Origin of the sequence: Sporosarcina soli (assembly GCF_042655805.1) — a bacterium.
GTDB classification, from domain to species: Bacteria; Bacillota; Bacilli; order Bacillales_A; family Planococcaceae; genus Sporosarcina; species Sporosarcina soli.
Genome location: NZ_JBHSNO010000008.1, coordinates 150,552 through 167,110, shown reverse-complemented (window position 1 = coordinate 167,110; position 16,559 = coordinate 150,552). Strand labels below are relative to the sequence as shown.

Sequence of the window (16,559 nt, the reverse complement as noted above, 5' to 3'; positions counted from 1 at the left end):
AGTGTGACGTATGCGCCGCGATAGGGCGTTTTGAGCGGAGAAAATTTTTCTCAAGCCGGGTGGTACCGCGTTAATGATAGAATTAGCGTCCCTGCATGATTGTGATAATCGTGCAGGGACTTTTTGCTGTCTTTTTGAGAGTGCTAGAACGGATGAGACATGAATTTGCCGCTATAGTCTGTGAATTATTAGGAGGGATTCAGATGAAAAATGCATTGATGGAAGATTTGAAATGGAGAGGTCTGTTGTACCAACAAACAGACGAAAAAGGCCTTGAGGACTTGCTGAACAAGGAGAAGATTTCCCTATATTGTGGTGTCGATCCTACGGCGGACAGCATGCATATCGGACATATTGTTCCATTGCTAACGCTTAGACGTTTCCAACTGCATGGGCATCGGCCGATTTTACTTGTCGGTGGAGCGACGGGGACGATCGGGGATCCATCTGGCCGCTCAGAAGAAAGACAACTGCAAACTATGGAACAGATTGTGAAAAACGTGAGCGGTATTAAAAAACAAATGGAACAGATTTTTGATTTTAATGCCGAAAACGGGGCGCAAATGGTCAATAACAACGATTGGATTGGGTCGATGAGCATCATCGAGTTTTTACGCGATTACGGTAAATTGTTGGGTGTCAACTATATGCTTGCAAAAGATAATGTCGCATCGCGTCTGGAAGGCGGCATCTCCTTTACTGAGTTTTCGTATATGCTCATCCAAGGAATCGACTTCAATCATCTATTCAACCACTACGGCTGCCGTGTACAAGTAGGCGGTTCGGACCAGTGGGGCAATATTACAACAGGCCTTGAAGTCATTCGAAAAACACATGAGGAAGAAGTAAAAGCATTCGGGATTACCATTCCGCTTGTCACAAAAGCGGATGGCACGAAGTTCGGAAAAACTGCGGGTGGCGCAGTATGGCTTGATGCAGAAAAAACATCCCCGTATGAGTTTTACCAGTTCTGGATCAATACAGCTGACGCTGATGTCATCAAATACTTGAAGATCTTTACGTTCAAAGAGCGCGAAGAAATCGAAGCGATGGAAATTTCCGTGCAAGAGGAACCGCACTTACGGAAAGCGCAGCAAACATTGGCAGAAGAGATGACGCGTCTAATTCATGGACAAGAAGCGCTAGACCAAGCGATCCGCATTTCCAAAGCGCTGTTTAGCGGCGATTTAAAGGCATTGACAGCTGCTGAAATGAAAGACGCATTTAAAGATGTTCCGTCATACGAAATGACGAAAGACGCTAAAAACATCGTCGACTTTATCGTTGAAGTGGGCGTGTCGCCATCGAAGCGTCAAGCGCGTGAAGATGTGACGAACGGGGCCATTTCCTTGAATGGGGAACGCATTACGGATACAGCGTATGAAGTAAGTGCTGCAGACCGTTTGGAAGATGCATTTACGATTGTTCGCCGAGGGAAAAAGAATTATAAAATGGTGAAATTCGTTTAATTTTTTAAGTAACGAAAAGGCTATTTTCCTGATTGCAAAGGAAAATAGCCTTTTTCTTTTTATGTGTCTGCAACCCAGTGCGGTAGTTCCAGATCCTTATACGTCTCAGGATGAATCATATTCCCCAATTTTAACGCACCCTCAAGCAATCGAGGGGAAGGGCGGCAATATAACTCTTCCTCCATAATCGAGAGACGGCCACCTTGAATTGCTTTAAGTTCTTTCCAACCAGGTCGTTTCAACACCACTTCTTTTTTCACTTTTTCCGGTCGGACGCCAACCCAGGCAAGTAAAATGTAATCAGGATCTCTTTGCAAGACATCCTCCCAATCGGTTTGGACGCTGGAGAGTTCGACATCACTGAATTCGTTGGAGCCACCTGCAATCGCACTGATTTCAGTGAGCCAATTGGTAGAGCCCGGTGTGAACACCGGTTTCGGCCACCATTCCCAGTAGAGTCGCGGTGATGTTGCGACGCTTGTAGCACGCGCTTTCATTTTGTCGATAAACGACAAGAACTCATCCCGAATCAGTTTGGCCCGTTCTTCAATGCCGCACGCCTTTCCAACTAGCAGAAGGTTGGCGGCGATATCATCCAGGCTATGCGGATTGAGGACGATATGGGGGATATTGCGCTTTTGCAGTTCCTCCACATTTTTTTCCATGCCTGGTACGCTAAGCGAAGCAAGCACTAAATCAGGCTTGTATCGTTCTAATTTATCCATATCGATGTATAAATCCGGTCCGAGTCGGGGAAGGGCTTGAATGCTTACAGGCCAATCGGAAAAATCATCAACCGCCACAAGCTGATCTACCAGATCCAGATAAGCTAGTAACTCTGTATTACTTGGACAAATCGATATCAGTTTCATAAAGCCACCTCATTCATGTGGAATGTCTTCATTGTACACGAAGTGCATGAAAAAAAGAGCCCTGAGAAGGACTCTTTTTGGGTGAAGCGATTAACGAGAGTAGAACTCAACGATAAGTGCTTCGTTAATTTCAGCTGAAAGTTCGCTACGCTCAGGTAGACGGATGAATTGACCAACTTTAGTATCAGCGTTGAAAGAAACGTATTCAGGAACATAGTTGTTCACTTCGATTGCTTCGTTTACGATGTCAAGGTTTTGAGATTTCTCGCGAAGAGAAATTTCTTGACCAGGTTTTACGCTGTAAGATGGGATGTCAACGCGTTTGCCATCAACCATAACATGGCCGTGGTTAACAAGTTGGCGAGCTGCGCGACGAGTGCGAGCAAGACCCATACGGTATACGAGGTTGTCCAAGCGAGTTTCAAGAAGGATCATGAAGTTCTCACCGTGTTTACCAGGCATTTTACCAGCTTTGTTGAAGATCGTTTTGAATTGACGTTCGTTTACACCGAACATGAAACGAAGTTTTTGTTTCTCTTGTAATTGCATTCCGTATTCGGAAAGTTTTTTACGTTGGTTAGGACCGTGTTGTCCTGGTGCGTAAGGGCGTTTTTCGATTTCTTTCCCAGTGCCTGAAAGTGAAATTCCAAGACGACGGGACAGTTTCCAAGATGGACCTGTATAACGAGCCATGAATGACTCCTCCTCTGTTTTTGGTTTTATTTTGTTGTAAAATAAGAACCAGATGTGTTCAATCCAAATGCCATTCTATCATCTTGTATCCTCGCCTTTGCAGCCAAAAGGTTACGCGATACACCTTTGTCAAAAGGAATAGACTGGACGATTCGAAACACACAACTGCTGCAACTATTTTACACAAGATTTATCATAACAAGGACTAAGTACGGAGTCAAGTATTAACAATTCATTTCCAGAGTCCGCAATCCGATTTATGAAAATAGATGGATTATCTAGTTCTAATGTATTAGAATGGGGTTAAACCTATATACCTTATATGAATTTTCTTATTCACGAAATCGGGGTGATTGCATGATAGATCATCAAATGACATTGTTGCAAATAAAGAGTGAACTGCTGTATTTATGGACGGAAGGCATCACAGTCCAATATTATGAACAATGGTTTGAAGTGTTGCAGCCGAAGCTGTTCAGGCATTTTGGCATTGAGCAGGCAGACTTCTTCATCTTCTCGAATAATAAGTTTATGCAGCTGACAGGACGAACATTTACATCGGTGAGAAATGATGCGATTCCGCATAGTCCTTTCGAATTAGATGAAACCGAAAGTTCAACCGCTTTTCTTACTCCTTTTCACGAAAAGGGATTTGCGTATGCGGATGATTATCTTTTATTCCGGAACGATAAAGGCGAAGTAGTAGGTCTTTTGATTGTGGGATCGACGGGCCATTGGAAAGCGTTTAGGGGAACGTCATTTTTACAGGAGTTGGAGGAAATCGTGAGCAACGTCATCCAACAGATTAAGAAAATGGTTTTTCTCGTCAAGGAGGAGAAAAGTTTCAGGTGCCTGTTTCGTGTAACAGAGTTGTTCAATTCGACGATGGAAAGAGATGTGATTCTTGACGGCATTATCGAAGTGGTCAAAGAGTCCTTTCCGAGGTTCGACATTGAACTATTATTATCACATGATCAAAACAAGCGACAGCATACATATAAGCTATTCGATTATATGAATGAAAGACCGTCCGCAATCGATGCCTATGTTTCCGGAAAAGTGACCATGGAGCAATTGCCTGAAACAGTTACCAAACTGATTAACGCGCCAATCAAAGGCAGACAAGGGATTTACGGAGTGTTACAAATCCATGCTCCTGTTGATTTTGAATATTCTTTAAGTGAGAAAAACTTCATACGGATGGTCGCGAATACAGCAGGGAATGCATTGGAAAATGCCAGTCTATATGAACAATCCCACCGAGTGATCGAGGATTTACAGCTCGTGAATGAAACATCGAGAAAATTGAATAGTCATATGCAATTTGATGAAATGCTTTCTTTTTTGAAACAACAATTTATCAAAGCATTCAAACCGGAAGAAATCGCATTCTGCTTTTACGATGAAAGTGGAAATGATGCTATTTCACCATTAAGTACGGAAGTATTTCATACCATATCCGGCCAAACATATATCGCTTTTGCCTCCACTTATTTAAAGAACGGAAAAGAAGCGTTGTTTGACGCGAGATTCAGCAATGCGAAGAACGATACATCAGTTTATGAATCACTAATTGCCATTCCAATCATGAACCAAGAAAAAATGAGAGGTTTTATTCTACTATTGCATGCAGATCCTTATTATTTCTCTTTCGATAGCTTTAAGCTCATGCAAGCTTTGATTAGCCATTCGTCTCTTGCCCTAGCAAACTCCATGTTGCGAGATCAATTACAGGAACTCGTGGATAAGGATCATTTAACAAAGTTGTACACCCGAAATTATTTAGATGAGATGATCGAGCGTTCCATTGCAAATGAGGAATCAGGTGTTTTCCTCTTATTGGATGTAGATGATTTTAAGCAAGTGAATGACGCCTACGGGCATTCGACAGGTGATGAGGTGCTGAGGCAAATTTCGAAGAGCATCTTAGCAGAAGTCGAGGGGGAAGGGATAGCTGCACGATGGGGAGGGGAGGAGATAGCCGTCTATTTGCCTTCGAGTACATTAGATGAAGGAGTCCTCTTTTCCGAGCGACTTATTCAACAGATTCCTATGGCGACAGAGCCAAGAGTGACTATATCAGCAGGCATCAGTTGCTGGACTTCAGAAATGCCGATGACATTCCAGGACATCTTTCAAACCGCTGACAAAGCACTCTATTCGGCTAAAGAAAGCGGGAAAAACCAATTGATAATCTATCAACCCACGATCTTGAAGCTTTGAAATAGGCATTGAGCCTGTTCCTTTTCGTACTTTAGGTGTAAAATGAAAGTAAGGTAATCCATTAGTTCTCTGTGCTATGACGTTCGATTTTTGCATTGCGCATAGCTAGCTCAGGACCCATCAGTAGCAAGCAAAAAGCCGTCATGAAAGAGGTGGCGGTTATTTGCTGGGATCTTATGAAAACGCTTACTAATAGGAGGTTGATCGGCTATGAAAGGACAGGAGAAACATAAGGATACGCTCGTTGTACACGAAGGTTATGAGGACACCATGCATCACGGTAGTCTTGCTGTTCCACTCTATCAGACTTCGACTTTTTCATTTGACACGGCGGTTCAAGGGGAGAATCGGTTTGCCGGGATGGAAGAAGGGAATATTTACTCAAGGCTCGGTAATCCAACGGTACGCGTTTTGGAAGATCGAATGACGGCACTTGAGAATGGAGAAAGTACGCTTGCATTCGGTTCAGGGATGGCTGCGGTCAGTTCGGTTTTAGTTCACTTAACGAAGGCGGGCGATCATATTCTTTGTTCCCGAGGGATTTACGGTTGCACATTTGGTCTACTTGGCATTATGCAACGGAAGTATGGCATCAGTCATGACCTGATCAAGATGGAATCCGAAGAGGATATCGAACCGTTCGTCAAACCAGAAACCGTTTGTATCTATGTCGAAACACCGATCAATCCAACGATGGAACTTGTGAATTTGCATGCGGTTGTCAAGGTAGCGAAGCGGCATGGGATTCGTGTAGTTGTGGATAATACTTTCACCTCCCCTTATTTGCAAAATCCGATTGATATCGGTGCCGATTTCGTCGTTCACAGTGCTACTAAGTATATAAATGGACATGGTGATGTCATTGCAGGGTTATTGGTTGGCAATGATAAAGAAGAGATGGAATCAATCCGCTTGACGATTCAAAAGGATTTTGGTGGGATTATGTCGCCGTTTGATGCGTGGTTATTACTTCGCGGTTTGAAAACATTATCGGTCCGAATGGAACGCCATACAGCGAATGCAGAAAAATTGATCCGCTATTTAAAAGGGCAGAAACTGGTCGGGGAAGTTTATTATCCGTTCGATCCAGACAATCCACAATATGACATTGCAAAACGTCAGATGAGGGCCGGTGGGGGGCTTATTTCGTTTACTGTGAAGGGCGGGAAAAAAGGAGCCCAATTATTCATGGATCACCTTGCCCTAATTAAAATTGCGGTGAGTCTAGGTGATGCAGAAACATTGATTCAACACCCTGCAACGATGACCCATTCCAGTGTTCCGGAGGAGGAAAGGCTCCACATGGGTATCTCAGATTCCTTATTGCGCTTATCGGTCGGCCTTGAACACGAAGATGACTTGATCCAAGACATGGAGTCGGCATTCATGAAGTTGGAGCAACAGTTGGATAAAATAGGGGAATAACTAACAAGTCCAGGAAGTCTAGCGGGATAAGACTTCCTGGACTTTATTTCATTCAAAAATAAATGACTGTTAAAGATGTTTGACAAGCACATCGACGAAGTGTTCGAGACCGATACAATCTTCTTCAGTGAATCGATCGAGTTCTGGACTGTCGATATCCAGTACGCCAAGAAGTACATCGTCTTTTATTATCGGCACGACGATTTCGGACTGCGAGGCAGCATCGCAAGCGATATGGCCTGGAAATGCATTGACATCCGGTACGATAATTGTTTCTTTACGCGCCGCAGCTGTTCCACAGACGCCTCTTCCAAGCGGAATCCGGATACAGGCAGGCAAACCTTGGAATGGACCGAGAACAAGTTCCCCTTCATCCATCAAATAAAATCCGACCCAATTGATGCGATCGAAAAACTGGTTTAGCAATGCAGAAGCGTTGCTTAAGTTTGCATATCTATTTTTCTCGCCATCCAGCAATGCGTCCAGTTGACTGGCAAGTTGTTCATATTTTACTTTTCCATCCGTAGCATAATCGACTCCAACGAACAAATCGAACACTCCTTACTATCTTGAAATGAATTAATTATTAATTATTAATTATACACATTTGGGCTTTGTTTAACAATTTTTCCGGACCGCATGGCGGAAAAACAGATTTTTCCCTATAAATCATTCATTTTCGCAACCAAAAATCTTTAAACGTGGTACTATATAGGATAATACTATGGTACAGTGATTTGGAATAGGGGGACAACGATGAAAACCTTCATCATTGCAATAATAGTGCTCATTATATTAACAACAATCGCCTTCTTATTCAGGCGTAAACATATACAAGAAATTAGCCGTTTAGAAAAAGAGAAACTACAGATCCAACATAAGCCCATATTAGAAGAGATGACGAAAGTGAAACAGTTGAATATGACTGGTGAAACTGAAGAGAAATTCGAGCGTTGGCGTAACGATTGGGCAGAAGTGATGGACGTACATATGCCAAAAATTGATTCGTTGTTATTCGATGTAGAGGATATGGTTGACCGTTTCCGCTTTAGAAAAGCAACAGAGACGGAAAAAGAAATCCAAGAGAAAATTCGTTTCTGCGATCAGAAAATGAATGAAATCCTCAAAGAGTTGAACGAGCTCGTTGGTAGCGAAGAGAAAAATCGGATTGAAATCGAAAAGTTAAAAGAACAACATCGCGCTGCCCGGAAAACGGTACTAGCCCATCAACATTCTTTCGGTATGACAGCGAGACCGTTGGAAAAAGAGCTCGAATCGTTCAATCCAAAGTTTCAAGAGTATGACGAGTTGACTGCGAACGGCAACTACTTGCTGGCAAGGGAAATCGTCATTTCGCTGGCTGCCCAGGGAGAAAGAGTGTTCAGGCTTATCCATGAAACCCCTTCATTACTGACGGAATTACAAAACAAAATACCTGCATCTTTGCGGGAGTTGAAAATGGGTACGATGGAGATGGAAGAACAATCCTACTTTTTGCAGCATCTTGAACTGCCAAAGCAGTTGAGTGCTATTGAGGAAGAAATCGAAGAGCTGTTGGAGAAAATGGCGGAACTTCAAATTGAAGTCGTGCAACAACGTACAATGGAAATCAATGATCGCATCGATTCCTTTTACGATGCGCTAGAACATGAAGTAAATGCGAAACATTACGTCGACGAACATTATGAATATGTGGCGGAAAGACTATTAGAGATGACGAGACAGGCAAGGGAGACATCGGCAGAGGCCACATACGTACAACAAAGTTACAGACTCGATGAAAAAGAAGCGCAAATCCCGCAACAAAGTCTCAAAAAATTGAATGTCCTTGAAAAAAGATTTGAAGTGCTGACTACTCGTCTTGAAAGCCAAGGATCTGCCTATTCAAGTTTGTGGGAAGAATTGCAAAGTATTTCTGAGGAGCTTGAAGAAATTGCGGAAGAACAAGAAGGTTTTACAAACCGGATGAAAAATTTACGGATCGACGAAAACAATGTTCGCACAAAACTGAATGAGCTCTCCCGTAAATTACAGCATGCCGATCGGTTATTGCATAGAGGGAATATCCCGGGGATTCCGGATGAGATGGAAGCGCGGCTTGAGGAAGCTGACGAGCAAATTTACATAGTAAAGCAAAGCTTGCAAGAAGTTCCATTGAATATGCAACTTGTGGATTCTTATTTAGGCAATGCCGCGAAAGTGGTTCAGGATGTAACTGAAAAAGTTGAAGAACTGCTTGAAAATGTAATGCTCATTGAATGGATCATTCAATATGGCAATCGTTACCGTGCATCGAATCCTGATATGCATGCCCGATTGCTTGAGGCGGAAGAGTCGTTCAGGCAATTTAGATATGCGAAAGCTTTGGAAGAGGCTGCAACCGCAGTGGAAGAAGTGGAACCCGGTGCGATGAAAAGGATTGAAGAACTTGTGAAAGAGCAAGTATAAATTTTTTCGTCAGGGTTGACTGGGTGAATAACAACGACGAATGTCTACAAAGAAATAGCCACCAGCGCATCTTGTGCGGGTGGCTTTGTCACGCTTATTCATGCGGAAAATGAAAGGAAGATTTAAATGATTTATTTGGATAATAGTGCTACGACTTTGCCGGATGACAGCGTTCTAGCTTCATTTACAGAAGTGAATCGACGCTTTTTTGCGAATCCGGCTTCGCTTCACCTTGCTGGAAAGGAAGCGGAATTATTATTGGAAAGATCTCGTGAGCAGATCAAATCGATTCTAGGTATGCCGGAAGGTGAGGTTATTTTCACTTCTGGAGGAACGGAGGCGAATAATTTAGCGGTTATCGGTTTTGCACATGCATATCGTTCAAGAGGTAACCATATTATTACGACCTCCATTGAACATCCAGCGGTGCTTCGCTCTATGGAATACTTGGAAACACAAGGCTTTGAAGTGGATTATTTACAAGTGGATGCGCAAGGTGTCATCTCGATTGAAGAGTTGAAAAGTAAGCTTCGACAAGAGACGATTTTAGTAAGCATCATGCATGTCAATAATGAAATAGGTGCGATCCAGCCCATTGCGGAATGTGCACGAATGATTAAAGGACAATCACGGGCGGTCTTTCATAGTGATGCTGTACAAAGTTTCGGGAAACTTCCTGTTATGTTAACGGGAGACGGACCGGATGCTTTAACGATTTCTGCCCATAAAATCCATGGTCTGAAAGGGTCCGGTATACTCGCGATGCGAAAAGGAATGATCCCTCAAGCGATCAACTTTGGCGGTGGACAGGAAAAAGAACTGCGGAGCGGCACTGTGTCCGTGGCTGATGCAGCCGCTTTGGCAAAAGCGATGCGACTGCATGTTGCAAATCAGGAACGAGAAGATTTCAGAGCATGGAGAAATCGGATCATTTCGGTTGTGGAACGATATGAAGATGTTCGCATACTTGCACGGGATTCGGCGGCGCCTCATATCTTATCCCTTGCATTCCCGAAAATAAAAGGGGAAGTGGCCGTAAATTACTTTCAGGAAAATGGCATAACGGTTTCAACATCCAGTGCCTGCTCATCGAAAAATACAAAAGTGAGTCATGTCATTGAAGCGATTGGCGTGCCCGAAAAATATAAAAATGGTGTCATCCGTATTAGTTTCGGAAAAAATAATTCAGAACAGCATGTAAGTGAATTAGAACGTGTCTTTACCGGATTCATGGAATTGCTTGGAAGGGGAAAACAATAATGGAATGGAATGAGCTGTTAATTCGCTACGGAGAATTATCACTAAAAGGACGAAATCGGAATACGTTCGTCCGGAAGTTGCGAAACAATATAAAAGAGGCATTGCGTGATTTGAAGACAGTTGTCATTAAGCCCGAGCGTGATCGGATGTTTTTGATAGCGGAAGATCAACAAGATATGAAAGAGGCCATCGCAAGATTGCCGTATATATTCGGTATTCAATCGTTTAGTCCAGTCGCGAAATGTGAAGCATCATTAGATGCGATTAAAGAGAAAGCACTTGCAGTCATCGGTGCAGATGAAACGGAAGGAAAAACGTTCAAAGTTGAAATTCGACGGACAGATAAGTCGTTTCCACTTGTGACAGGTGAGTTGCAACAGGAAATTGGGGGTCATGTGCTACGTCATTTTCCCAAGCTTATTGTTAAGATGAAGAAACCGGATATTTTATTGCATGTGGAGATCCGTGAGGAAGGTGCGTTCCTGACGGCGAAAGTATATGAAGGTGCAGGTGGGATGCCTGTTGGCTCTAATGGTCATTCCATGTTGATGCTATCAGGGGGCATCGATAGTCCGGTTGCGGGGTACTTAATGATGAAGCGCGGTGTATCCATCGACGCGATCCACTTTGCAAGCCCACCTTTTACAAGCGAATTAGCAAAGAAGAAAGTGATGGATCTTGCGGAAAAATTAAGTACGTTCGGTGCCGCAGTACGTCTTCATATCATTCCGTTCACTGAGATCCAGCAAATGATCGTCTCTCAGGTGCCTGATAATGTATCGATGACCACGACGCGGAGACTGATGTTGCAAATTGCGGATAAAGTGCGACAAGAAGAAGGTGCGCTTGCCATCGTGACGGGGGAAAGTTTAGGACAAGTTGCGAGTCAGACACTTGAAAGCTTGACAGCGATCAATGCCGTGACAGAGACCCCTATTTTGCGCCCGCTCATCGCGGCAGACAAACTTGAGATTATCCAGATTGCGCAGAAAATCGGTACGTATGATATTTCCATTCAACCATATGAAGATTGCTGTACAATCTTCTCGCCTTCCAATCCGAAAACAAAACCACGGCTTGACAAGGTCATTTACTATGAAAGCTTTTCCGATTTCGCACCACTCGTTGAAGAAGCGGTGAAAAACAGAGAGACGGTGCAATTGCCACTACAACAGGAAGATGCGTTTGAAGACTTGTTGTGAGTATAGAATAAATTACCAATAAAACCTCCTGTATGAATTTTTTGAAGCGGTGCATTCTAACTGCACAAGGAGGTGGTAAACATGGCTAGCAACAACAACGGAAATTCAAATCAGCTTCTAGTGCCAGGTGCGCAACAAGCACTTGACCAAATGAAGTACGAAATTGCCAGCGAATTTGGTGTGAATCTTGGACCGGATAGTACATCGCGTGCCAACGGATCCGTAGGCGGAGAAATTACGAAGCGATTAGTACGCCAGGCCCAACAACAAATGAAGGGTTTTGAACAATAATCGAATCCTTTAAAAAGCTGTTCCGAATTTTTCGGAACAGCTTTTCTGTCTTTTTTAGGGCAAGCAAAGTGAAAGAGAGCGATAAGATAAATTGTTGAATCAGTTTAGGCAAAACATGTAATGCCTAAACCGACTTCAGCGAAATGGATAAAATTGTAATTTTAAAAATGCATGAAATTTCACATGTGGTGCATTCTAACTGCACAAGGAGGTGATCAATATGGCGAGTAATAACAACGGAAATTCAAATCAGCTAGTCGTTCCGGGTGTACGACAAGCACTTGATCAAATGAAAAATGAAATTGCAAACGAATTTGGAGTCAACATGGGACCCGACTCTACATCGCGTTCCAATGGATCTGTAGGCGGAGAAATTACGAAGCGATTAGTACGTCAAGCTCAGCAGCAGATGAAAGGTTTTACGCAAGAATAATTGATCATTTAGACTGTCCATCATCAATTGATCGGTACAGGTTCTACTTCATAAAGTGTGGACAAAAAAACAGGTGATTAAACCGCCAACGAAGAATGATTTAAAAATTCCTTCATAAAAAAATGCATGAAATTTCGCTAACGGTACATTCTATACGTACAAGGAGGTGATCATCATGACTAGCAACAACAACGGAAATTCAAATCAGCTACTTGTTCCTGGTGTTAGACAAGCACTTGATCAAATGAAGAACGAAATTGCTAATGAATTTGGCGTACAACTTGGACCGGATAGTACATCGCGTGCCAACGGATCCGTAGGCGGAGAAATTACGAAGCGATTAGTACGTCAGGCTCAACAGCAAATGAAGGGCTTCGAGCAATAATATAACATAGGAAAAGCTGTTCTGGATTTTTTTCCGGAACAGCTTTTTTAATTGTATAGACAGTATGTACATTTCCAAGAGAAACTAAACCGTGCTTATAAATAGTGGTTCCTTTTGAATTGATGTTTATCGGCATGTATAATAAGCATAATGAGATGGAGGGGACGTTTATGAAACGTGAAGAACTAATTGCACCGGAACAATATAATATAGTGGATGAATTTGAAAAACATGCAATTGATCAAGACAAAAAAGCATTGATTTATATTGATGCGAATGGTGAAAAGAAAGAGATTACATACAATAAGTTACTGAAAGAGGCAAACCGGGCAGCCCATGTATTTACCCGAAATGGATTGAAAAAGGGGGATGTCGTTCTTGTCATGATGCCGAGGATGATTGAAGCTTATGTGACTTACATCGGAGCCCTAAAAGCGGGGCTTGTCGTCATTCCAAGTTCGGAAATGTTACGTGCTTCTGATATCGAATATCGGTTGGCGCATAGTGGGGCAAAAGCCATCGTTGCCTATGAAGCATTTACAGATCAATTTAATGAAGTGGAAAATTTGAAAGACGTTCAGCTATTTGTTGTTGGAAAAGCAGAGAAGGGGCAGCTCTCCCTCTCTGAATTGATGAAGACGATGCCTACGGAGTTCGAGACACCGCCTACCCGTCGAACAGATATGGCATTCCTTTCCTATACATCAGGGACGACAGGTAACCCGAAAGGCGTCGTTCATACACATGCCTGGGGCTATGCACATCTACGAACAGCCGGTGCTTGGCTTGGCATTGAAGAAGATGACATCGTATGGGCTACTGCAGCGCCTGGTTGGCAAAAATGGATTTGGACTCCGTTCCTTTCCGTTTTAGGAAGCGGCGCTATCGGTTTGGTGTATAACGGGAAATTTGATGTCCAAACTTATTTGGAACATATTAAGACTTACAATGTCAATGTGCTTTGTTGCACACCGACGGAATATCGCTTCATGGCGAAAGCGGATCATTTGAAGGATTATGATCTGTCATCCATTCGAAGCGCGGTTTCAGCGGGGGAACCACTTAACCGCGAAGTCATTGATATTTTTGATCGAACGTTTGGACTCAATGTGCGAGATGGGTATGGGCAGACCGAAAATACATTATTGATCGGATCTTTACTCGATGTGGAGGCCCGACCAGGATCGATGGGCAAATCAACACCAGGCAACAAAGTCGAAATTATAGACGATGAAGGCAATCCGGTCCAAGCCGGAGAAGTCGGGGATATTGCCGTACATATTTCGACCCCTGCATTGTTCAAAGAGTATTTGAAAGACCCTGAACGGACACATATGCAATTCCGTGGGGATTATTATGTAACGGGCGATCGGGCGAAAATGGATGAGGATGGTTACTTCTGGTTTGAAGGAAGAGGCGATGATATTATTATTAGCTCCGGCTACACAATCGGGCCTTTTGAAGTGGAAGATGCTTTAACGAAACATCCCGCTGTACGTGAATGTGCAGTTGTTGCAAGCCCCGATGAAGTTCGAGGAAATATCGTCAAGGCTTATGTCGTACTCCGGGAGCCTGAACGAAAAGATGAGGATGGCCTGATTGCTGAGATGCAGAATCATGTGAAGAATTTGACAGCGCCTTATAAATATCCTCGAAAAATTGAATTCATTGAAGAATTGCCGAAGACCGTCTCCGGAAAAATCAGACGGGTCGACTTGCGGAAACTGGAACAGCATAACTAACTAACCATGAGCCTTACTGCTTTTGTCTAGCGGAAAATTCCGTTTGGGCAAAAGCAGTTTTTATTTAGCGCATGTTTTCGGTGATTATAAAATTGGTATTAATACGAATGACAAGCGTTGAATATTTCGGAAGTTGAACTTTACGTTTTGCGTAAAGAGGTCTATAATTAACTATTATTTCGAGAGTCGAAATCAATTACTTCAAGGTTTTGAAACGGGCTTGGGGCCAATAGGATGTCGGTCTTGCAACGTAATAAAATAGTGAGAAAAAAGGGGGCGTCGTAATGCAAACGGAGAGAAGCGGTGTCCTATGGGCAATTGGTTCATACCTCATATGGGGAATTATGCCGATCTATTGGAAAAGTCTTGAGCATGTTGTCAGCATGGAAATTTTAGTGAGCCGAATCGTTTGGGCATTCATCTTGACATTTCTTGTCGTCATATTATTGGAAAATGGAAAACATTTGAAAGAGGATTTTAAAAAGCTGTGGAGTACGCGGCGGGATTTTTGGGTATTGTGTGCCGCCTCCGGAATTGTTTCGAGCAACTGGTTTATTTACATCTGGGCAGTCAATCATAACTATATCGTTCAGACGAGCCTTGGTTACTATATGAATCCGCTTGTTTCTGTCCTTTTAGGAATCATCGTATTAAAGGAAAGACTGTCGGGGGCGCAAAAAATTGCATTTGTATTAGCTGTGATTGGCGTTGTCATCTTAACGGTTTATTATGGAACATTTCCTTGGATCGCTTTTTCATTGGCAGTGACGTTTGCCGTCTATGGACTGATCAAGAAGCGCGTCAAACTGGATGCCCTTCGCGGATTGACGATTGAGACATTTTTCATCGTGCCGTTTGCAGTCCTTTATTACATATGGCTATTCATGGACGGCCAAGCCGTATTTTTACAGATCGATGTGAAAACCGATCTATTACTGATTTTCACAGGATTGGTCACAGCGCTCCCGTTGGTCATGTATGCGAAAGCTGTGCAAAGGATACCGCTCTACATGGCAGGATTCCTTCAATATATTGCGCCCACGATAATGTTATTTATCGGCGTCGTCGTTTTTAAAGAGACCTTTGGAAAAATTGAATTTCTGTCTTTTGCATTTATCTGGTTCGCATTAATCATATTTACGGCATCTACTATTTTGGAAGTGGTAAAGGTAAAAAGAAGCCAACCTCAGTGAGGCGGCTTCTTTTTACCTTCTGTTATAAGTAAATACGTTGTACTTTTTCCCAGAATGAATTGTCTTTTAGCTTGACCGTTTTAATCACTTTATCGCTTAAGCGGATTTCTACATTTTCCACTTGACGAATGCCGATTGCTTCATTGTCAGCGGCCATTGAAGGGAAGTCGTTCCCATCTTGGTGGACTTTCAGCTTTAAGTTACGATTACCGCTCATGATGAAAGATGAGCCGAGCGTTCTGTATGTATTGTTATTGACAGATGCAAGTTCTGTTACTTGGAAACAAGGCAATAATGGATCGACGACAGCACCTCTTACAGATTTGTTGTAAGCCGTACTACCGGTCGGAGTGGAAATAATCAACCCGTCACCGAGAAATGTTTCAAACAATGTACCGTCGATGATGACATCCAGAATGAATGTCCGAATGATATTTGAACGGATACTGAACTCATTTAAACAATAAAAGGGTTGTTGATTATCGACGGCTACCTCGATAAGTGGATATTTTCTCACTTTTAGTTTTGCTCCACGTATAGCCTGTGTCATTTCGTAAAGATTGTTATAATGGAAGTCACAATATAAAGCATGCTTGCCTGTCAGCGATATGCCAGCATATAAGCAGTCCTGACGGAATCCGGTTTTGCGAACGGCCTGTAAAAACGACCCGTCACTGCCGATGCTAATAATGATATTCGCTTTGGTATCATCTTCCGTTATTGTGAATCCTTCATGAATTAAAGCATCTTCGACTTTTGATTTCTTTTCGAGAGAGTCTTTGTCATGTTTGCTGTAAATGAAAATATTCATTCGATCTTCCAATATGTTGTCTCCTTCCGAATGAGGTATTTCCATTTTAACATGAATATGAAACATTTGGGGGATTGAAACGTATACAATGGTGTAGAGAAAAAGGAGGAAT

15 protein-coding genes are annotated in these 16,559 nt (G+C 42.7%); 11 read left to right on the top strand and 4 right to left on the bottom strand.

Annotated features, from left to right (window positions below):
* The first annotated feature begins 203 nt into the window (after positions 1–203).
* The gene (gene tyrS / locus ACFPRA_RS16070) at positions 204–1,469 is read left to right on the top strand and encodes a tyrosine--tRNA ligase (RefSeq protein WP_381436852.1); all 1,266 of its coding nucleotides are present in this window, start codon (positions 204–206) and stop codon (positions 1,467–1,469) included.
* A gap of 59 nt (positions 1,470–1,528) precedes the next feature.
* Here tyrS and ACFPRA_RS16065 read toward each other — a convergent pair whose 3' ends face one another.
* Both ACFPRA_RS16065 and rpsD read right to left on the bottom strand, forming a co-directional pair.
* The gene (locus ACFPRA_RS16065; RefSeq protein ID WP_381436849.1) at positions 1,529–2,341 is read right to left on the bottom strand and encodes a cobalamin-binding protein; all 813 of its coding nucleotides are present in this window, start codon (positions 2,339–2,341) and stop codon (positions 1,529–1,531) included.
* Positions 2,342–2,431: 90 nt separating this feature from the next.
* The gene (gene rpsD, locus ACFPRA_RS16060; protein WP_239390406.1) at positions 2,432–3,034 is read right to left on the bottom strand and encodes a 30S ribosomal protein S4; all 603 of its coding nucleotides are present in this window, start codon (positions 3,032–3,034) and stop codon (positions 2,432–2,434) included.
* 357 nt (positions 3,035–3,391) lie between these two features.
* On the opposite strand from rpsD, the gene ACFPRA_RS16055 reads away from it, so the two are divergent.
* Positions 3,392–5,257, top strand: coding sequence for a sensor domain-containing diguanylate cyclase (locus tag ACFPRA_RS16055; protein ID WP_381436845.1), 1,866 nt, complete (start codon positions 3,392–3,394; stop codon positions 5,255–5,257).
* A 210-nt stretch (positions 5,258–5,467) separates the two neighbouring features.
* Positions 5,468–6,682, top strand: coding sequence for a methionine gamma-lyase (gene megL, locus ACFPRA_RS16050; protein ID WP_381436842.1), 1,215 nt, complete (start codon positions 5,468–5,470; stop codon positions 6,680–6,682).
* Positions 6,683–6,751: 69 nt separating this feature from the next.
* Here the strand turns inward: megL and ACFPRA_RS16045 are convergent, their stop codons facing one another.
* The gene (locus tag ACFPRA_RS16045; protein ID WP_381436839.1) at positions 6,752–7,231 is read right to left on the bottom strand and encodes a GAF domain-containing protein; all 480 of its coding nucleotides are present in this window, start codon (positions 7,229–7,231) and stop codon (positions 6,752–6,754) included.
* A gap of 207 nt (positions 7,232–7,438) precedes the next feature.
* On the opposite strand from ACFPRA_RS16045, the gene ezrA reads away from it, so the two are divergent.
* The 8 genes from ezrA to rarD all read left to right on the top strand — a co-directional run bounded on the left by ezrA (position 7,439) and on the right by rarD (position 15,636).
* The gene (gene ezrA, locus ACFPRA_RS16040; RefSeq protein ID WP_381436836.1) at positions 7,439–9,130 is read left to right on the top strand and encodes a septation ring formation regulator EzrA; all 1,692 of its coding nucleotides are present in this window, start codon (positions 7,439–7,441) and stop codon (positions 9,128–9,130) included.
* Between the two features lie 126 nt (positions 9,131–9,256).
* On the top strand, positions 9,257–10,390 hold the full coding sequence (locus ACFPRA_RS16035) for a cysteine desulfurase family protein (protein WP_381436833.1): 1,134 nt from the start codon (positions 9,257–9,259) through the stop codon (positions 10,388–10,390).
* Positions 10,390–11,592 (top strand): tRNA uracil 4-sulfurtransferase ThiI, encoded by a 1,203-nt coding sequence (thiI, locus tag ACFPRA_RS16030; protein ID WP_381436831.1) that lies wholly within the window; start codon positions 10,390–10,392, stop codon positions 11,590–11,592. Before ACFPRA_RS16035 ends, thiI begins: the two co-directional genes overlap by 1 nt.
* Positions 11,593–11,673: 81 nt before the next feature.
* On the top strand, positions 11,674–11,883 hold the full coding sequence (locus ACFPRA_RS16025) for a small, acid-soluble spore protein, alpha/beta type (RefSeq protein WP_381436828.1): 210 nt from the start codon (positions 11,674–11,676) through the stop codon (positions 11,881–11,883).
* A 220-nt stretch (positions 11,884–12,103) separates the two neighbouring features.
* Positions 12,104–12,316, top strand: a complete 213-nt coding sequence (locus tag ACFPRA_RS16020; RefSeq protein WP_239390398.1) for an alpha/beta-type small acid-soluble spore protein — start codon at positions 12,104–12,106, stop codon at positions 12,314–12,316.
* 175 nt (positions 12,317–12,491) lie between these two features.
* The gene (locus ACFPRA_RS16015; protein WP_381436825.1) at positions 12,492–12,701 is read left to right on the top strand and encodes a small, acid-soluble spore protein, alpha/beta type; all 210 of its coding nucleotides are present in this window, start codon (positions 12,492–12,494) and stop codon (positions 12,699–12,701) included.
* Between the two features lie 170 nt (positions 12,702–12,871).
* A complete protein-coding gene (gene mbcS, locus ACFPRA_RS16010) occupies positions 12,872–14,443 on the top strand; it encodes an acyl-CoA synthetase MbcS (RefSeq protein ID WP_381436821.1) in 1,572 nt (523 codons plus the stop codon).
* Positions 14,444–14,727: 284 nt separating this feature from the next.
* Complete coding sequence (gene rarD, locus ACFPRA_RS16005; protein ID WP_381436817.1) at positions 14,728–15,636, top strand: EamA family transporter RarD; 909 nt, start codon at positions 14,728–14,730, stop codon at positions 15,634–15,636.
* A 22-nt stretch (positions 15,637–15,658) separates the two neighbouring features.
* Here rarD and ACFPRA_RS16000 read toward each other — a convergent pair whose 3' ends face one another.
* Positions 15,659–16,459, bottom strand: coding sequence for an NAD kinase (locus tag ACFPRA_RS16000; protein WP_381436815.1), 801 nt, complete (start codon positions 16,457–16,459; stop codon positions 15,659–15,661).
* Positions 16,460–16,559 lie beyond the last annotated feature (100 nt).

Bases quoted from the DNA above. Each gene is read 5' to 3' on its own strand.
- tyrS (WP_381436852.1), top strand. From the start codon at position 204: ATGAAAAATGCATTGATGGAAGATTTGAAATGGAGAGGTCTGTTGTAC.
- ACFPRA_RS16065 (WP_381436849.1), bottom strand. From the start codon at position 2,341: ATGAAACTGATATCGATTTGTCCAAGTAATACAGAGTTACTAGCTTAT.
- rpsD (WP_239390406.1), bottom strand. From the start codon at position 3,034: ATGGCTCGTTATACAGGTCCATCTTGGAAACTGTCCCGTCGTCTTGGA.
- ACFPRA_RS16055 (WP_381436845.1), top strand. From the start codon at position 3,392: ATGATAGATCATCAAATGACATTGTTGCAAATAAAGAGTGAACTGCTG.
- megL (WP_381436842.1), top strand. From the start codon at position 5,468: ATGAAAGGACAGGAGAAACATAAGGATACGCTCGTTGTACACGAAGGT.
- ezrA (WP_381436836.1), top strand. From the start codon at position 7,439: ATGAAAACCTTCATCATTGCAATAATAGTGCTCATTATATTAACAACA.
- ACFPRA_RS16035 (WP_381436833.1), top strand. From the start codon at position 9,257: ATGATTTATTTGGATAATAGTGCTACGACTTTGCCGGATGACAGCGTT.
- thiI (WP_381436831.1), top strand. From the start codon at position 10,390: ATGGAATGGAATGAGCTGTTAATTCGCTACGGAGAATTATCACTAAAA.
- ACFPRA_RS16025 (WP_381436828.1), top strand. From the start codon at position 11,674: ATGGCTAGCAACAACAACGGAAATTCAAATCAGCTTCTAGTGCCAGGT.
- ACFPRA_RS16020 (WP_239390398.1), top strand. From the start codon at position 12,104: ATGGCGAGTAATAACAACGGAAATTCAAATCAGCTAGTCGTTCCGGGT.
- ACFPRA_RS16015 (WP_381436825.1), top strand. From the start codon at position 12,492: ATGACTAGCAACAACAACGGAAATTCAAATCAGCTACTTGTTCCTGGT.
- mbcS (WP_381436821.1), top strand. From the start codon at position 12,872: ATGAAACGTGAAGAACTAATTGCACCGGAACAATATAATATAGTGGAT.
- rarD (WP_381436817.1), top strand. From the start codon at position 14,728: ATGCAAACGGAGAGAAGCGGTGTCCTATGGGCAATTGGTTCATACCTC.